At 56.3% G+C, this 3,866-nt stretch carries 6 protein-coding genes; 4 read left to right on the forward strand and 2 right to left on the reverse strand.

Going from position 1 to position 3,866, the window contains the following annotated elements; genetic code table 11:
- On the reverse strand, positions 1-305 hold a 305-nt coding region (locus tag VN887_19500; GenBank protein ID HXT42202.1), incomplete at its 3' end, for a carboxypeptidase-like regulatory domain-containing protein.
- Positions 306-945: 640 nt separating this feature from the next.
- Here VN887_19500 and VN887_19505 point away from each other — a divergent pair.
- Together VN887_19505 and VN887_19510 are read left to right on the forward strand one after the other, a co-directional pair.
- Positions 946-1,836 (forward strand): hypothetical protein, encoded by an 891-nt coding sequence (locus VN887_19505; protein HXT42203.1) that lies wholly within the window; start codon positions 946-948, stop codon positions 1,834-1,836.
- Positions 1,837-1,986: 150 nt separating this feature from the next.
- A complete protein-coding gene (locus VN887_19510) occupies positions 1,987-2,319 on the forward strand; it encodes a hypothetical protein (protein ID HXT42204.1) in 333 nt (110 codons plus the stop codon).
- Positions 2,320-2,382: 63 nt separating this feature from the next.
- On the opposite strand, the gene VN887_19515 is transcribed toward VN887_19510, so the two are convergent.
- The gene (locus VN887_19515; GenBank protein ID HXT42205.1) at positions 2,383-2,934 is read right to left on the reverse strand and encodes an HAD family phosphatase; all 552 of its coding nucleotides are present in this window, start codon (positions 2,932-2,934) and stop codon (positions 2,383-2,385) included.
- Here VN887_19515 and VN887_19520 point away from each other — a divergent pair.
- Together VN887_19520 and VN887_19525 are read left to right on the forward strand one after the other, a co-directional pair.
- On the forward strand, positions 2,848-3,417 hold the full coding sequence (locus tag VN887_19520; GenBank protein HXT42206.1) for a hypothetical protein: 570 nt from the start codon (positions 2,848-2,850) through the stop codon (positions 3,415-3,417). The genes VN887_19515 and VN887_19520 overlap by 87 nt on opposite strands.
- A 197-nt stretch (positions 3,418-3,614) precedes the next feature.
- On the forward strand, positions 3,615-3,866 hold a 252-nt coding region (locus VN887_19525; protein HXT42207.1), incomplete at its 3' end, for a hypothetical protein.

Raw genomic sequence — 3,866 nt, forward strand, 5'->3', positions numbered from 1 at the left:
GCGGCAAGGGCCATGGTCACGGTACGCGCGACGGGTGTTGCGGAGTCGATATCGAGCTGGAGGGTTTGGGGCGTGAAGCCGGAGCTCGAGAGCTGGAGCTGGTAGTGGCCGTAGAGGAGATTGGTCACGGCGGCGTTGCCCTGGGGGTCTGTCTGGAAATTTTTCGTGGTTGGGCCGGTGAGGGATCCGGTGGCCTGCATGGCTGCGCCGGTGGGGTCTTTGATCGTTAGGCGCAGTTCTCCCTGGGGTGCTTGGGCGGCCAGGGCTGCGGCGGTTATGAATGCGATTGCCAGGCTTCGGTACAAGTTTCGGGTTCTCCTTTCTGGTTATTCCTTTTGGTGGCGCTTTGTTCAGGGTTTTTTATTGGCCGCAGATGAACGCAGATAAAACAAAAACACCTTTCCCTCTCCTTTCGTTGTCTGTTTGCATCAAAATCGCCGAGGCGATTTTGACGTTGGGGCGGCAGGGGGTCGGGTTGTTAGCCCGCCGTGTTCCTGCCGCCAGTGGATTGGATGGTGTCTCTCGAGCCAGTTGAGGTCTGCGGATTGGACTGCGCTGCGTCCGCGACGCATGACTCTGATTGATTGGCTGCCGCCTTTTCCATCCTCTGGAGCCGCGTTCACGCTTTCGCTCTTACGGCTTCATCTAAACCCCGTTTAGACTGTTTTCTTATCCGCTCTCGGTCAATCACTCCCGTGTGACCCGACGGACAAGACCCAGTTTCACCTCAATCAACGTTCCCGGCCGGGGAATCGGTTACGCTTCTTCTCTGAAGCGCTTCCTGATTGAGTTTTAACATACGGGCACCAAGCACTTTTGAGGATATTCTCTGCAACTGATTGATAAATCAGCCTAATAAAGTTTTCACTTTTTTGTGACTGGCAATTGGCTGGACCATTTATCGGTTTGCCAGGCATGCGACCGCCGCCGTAGAATCGTACTGAGTTGAAGATAATCCTTCTTGCCGCGCTGGCGACCGTCGCGCACGCGCAATCCATCAACTGGACGAAGATGATTTGGGAGGCGGGCGACCTTGGCCCGCGCGTGGAATCACACGCGGCGCTTCTGCTCGACGTCAAGCTGGACTCTCAGCCCGCGCTGGCTCGCATGCAACTGGATACGGGCGCCAGCGGCAACGTTTTATACATGAGCAAGACGGAGCGATTGGACCTCGCGCACGTGTCTATAGCGCTCAGCGGAATCGTCGCAGGCCGTCCAATGCTGGACGAGCCCTTTAGCAGATTTCCGCTTCAAGAGCCATCCGGCGATCCGCCGGTCATCGGAACAATTGGGGTGTCATTTTTCGAGTCCCGCATTCTTCTGATGGATTTCGCCGCGCAGCAGATCGCCATTCTCGATAAAGACGAGGCACTCCCCGGCGCCATTGCGCGGGGACTCGACTTCGTTTCCGTCGAATATCGCCACGGGGATCGTAACGGCAAACTCTTCGTCCCGGTTTCATTGAATGGAACTGAATTCCGTAATCTGTTCTTCGATACCGGCTCGGCTGTCAGTGCGATCAGCACTGTGCGCGGCCTCTGGCCGGAACTCACCGGGCGTCAACCATCGGACCCCGCGAACGAGCGGATAGGCGCGGAATCGTGGGGGAAGCAGAAAACGGCGATCGGCGCGCCGTTAAAGAGTGAGATGTGCGTCGGCAAGACCTGCTTTGCGCATCCTATGGTTTACTTCGATCCCGCGGGCCCCGACCGCGATCAGGAGTTCCCGGGCCTGATTGGCGTCGCGCCGTTCGACTACCGCTATTCGCTTGTGCTCGATCTTGCGCATCATCGCCTGGGCATTTACAAAGGCTCGATTGCGGCGCTGGCGCGCTAGGGCCTTGGCGTTTGCGGCGGCAGGGGCCGGGTTGTTGGTCCGCCGCATCCTGCCGCCATTGAATCGGATGGTGTCTCTCGGGTCAGACATGCGATGATCAGTTCTTTGCCGCCATGCCCGGCACCGAGCCAATCACAATAAAGAGTATCGATGACACCAGGCGAACTCCGAATTCATCGACAACGACGAAAGGATCTGTCGGCCTCCTATCAGCAAGCCCTCAACGAAATCTCCGCGATCCTCTTTCGTCACGATCCGATTGGCATTAATTTCGAGGACAACACCGACGAATATGATCCGGAAGCCGGCTCGGTTCTATCTCGGATGAGCGACAACCTTTCACTCGAACAGACGACGACGATCGTGCATGAGGAGTTCGTCCGCTGGTTTGGACGAGAAACGGCCGACCCGCGAGAGCGCTACGCCGCTGTTGCGCCCCAGATACTCGCGGCTTATCAGAAGTTCGCCGAATCCATCCGTTGAAATACTGTGTGTCAACACGCCCCTCGCATAGCCGCTTGCGCTGAGTTCAACGTCCTCTATCCTTCACTTGCTTAGACCCAGTTTTTTGCGAACGCTGGTTGCCATCGACCGGGGATGTTGGATCTTCACCCATTCGAACCCCGCGGCAAGCGCGGCCAGACATCCCGCCTCCGAGTCCTCCACGACCAGTGGATTAATCGCGTTGAGCAGTTGCGCCGCACGGATGTAGGGGGCGGGATCGGGCTTGTGCCTAGTGACATCCTCTCGAAAAACAAACGCAGAAAACCGATTGTGAATTGAAAGGGCGTTCAAAATCGGCTCGATTTCTTCCCTTCCATTTGAGGTTACAACTGCCATTGGAAGCCGGATCTCTGCCAGCAGAGCAACGGTTTCCTCGTATACCGGTGGCGTTTCGAGCATGCGGACACGATAAGCACGGTCCTTGCGAGGGTACTCTTCCATCAGAGCTTCGGACGAAACAGATCCAGCAGAGAACTCCGCTAAGTTTCGAACGATCGAAGGCAGACCTTGACCTATACAGCGCTCGGCGTATGCCATCCATGGAAGGTCAACACCGAATCGAGCAAGCACTCCCCTCCACGCCCAATGATGAATTGGTTCGCTGTCGACAAGAACTCCATCAAAGTCGAAGAGAACGGCGTCAAATGCTCGCGGCACGGTTCTCAATACAATACTCCAGCGAAGCGGGTGGTGTTAAGCGCTCCTAATCCGCGAAACAGTCCGCCGGACGACAAGCGCTTCAACGCGCTGTTGTGCGCTGCGACAAGTGCCCGCATTTGTGCTGCGGGCATTTGCCTTACCAGCCACAAGCCGCGATACCAGTTCAGCGACCAATTCGGGCTGAACGGTGCGATTGCGGTTCACCAAATGCACGGGATTCACGAAAACGATGCGACGAACTTCGCCGCGATAGAAGCACAGACGCGCAGAGATAAAGGCACCTACACTTCTCCCTTTTCCTTTGTGATCGTGGTTTGTCGTTGCGGCGGCAGGAGGTCGGGTTGTTGGCCCCGGCATCCTGCCGCCAGTGAATCGGATGGTGTCTCTCTGAGTCCCGCGACGCGTGACCCTGATTGACTGGCTGCCGCCTTTTCCAACCTCTGGAGCTAGCAGCCACGTCTTTCGCTCGCTGAAAGCCTTGCCTAAACCCTGAGTCGGTTTAGGCGGTTCTCTCGTCACTTTGAGGGTGCACGAGGTCCAGTTTCACCTTAATCAACGTTCCCTGGTCAGGGATTTCGGTCGCGCGGCTTCTTCGGAGAAGCTCGCTTCCTGATTTGAGTTTTAGCATAGGGGCTCCAAATTTCAGGTTTTGGGAAAATGCCGATTTTTGGGTTAAGTCCTTTACTTTCCTACTCGAAAAATTTTTTAACTTTCCTGTGAGTGAGGAGGTTGCCCGCTTTTTAGTTGAAACCAGCGACTCAGGCCGGAGCCGTGATAGGCTCCGGCCAACCTGTGCATTTCAAAAGGAGTCGCAATTGAGCAAACGATACCAGATCGACAAGCAGCGCGCGGCGCAGCAGTTTCGC

The organism is Candidatus Angelobacter sp. (assembly GCA_035607015.1).
Taxonomy (GTDB): domain Bacteria; phylum Verrucomicrobiota; class Verrucomicrobiia; order Limisphaerales; family AV2; genus AV2.

Coding starts and splice junctions, on each gene's coding strand:
- VN887_19510 (HXT42204.1), top strand. CDS start 1,987: ATGACACCAGGCGAACTCCGAATTCATCGACAACGACGAAAGGATCTG.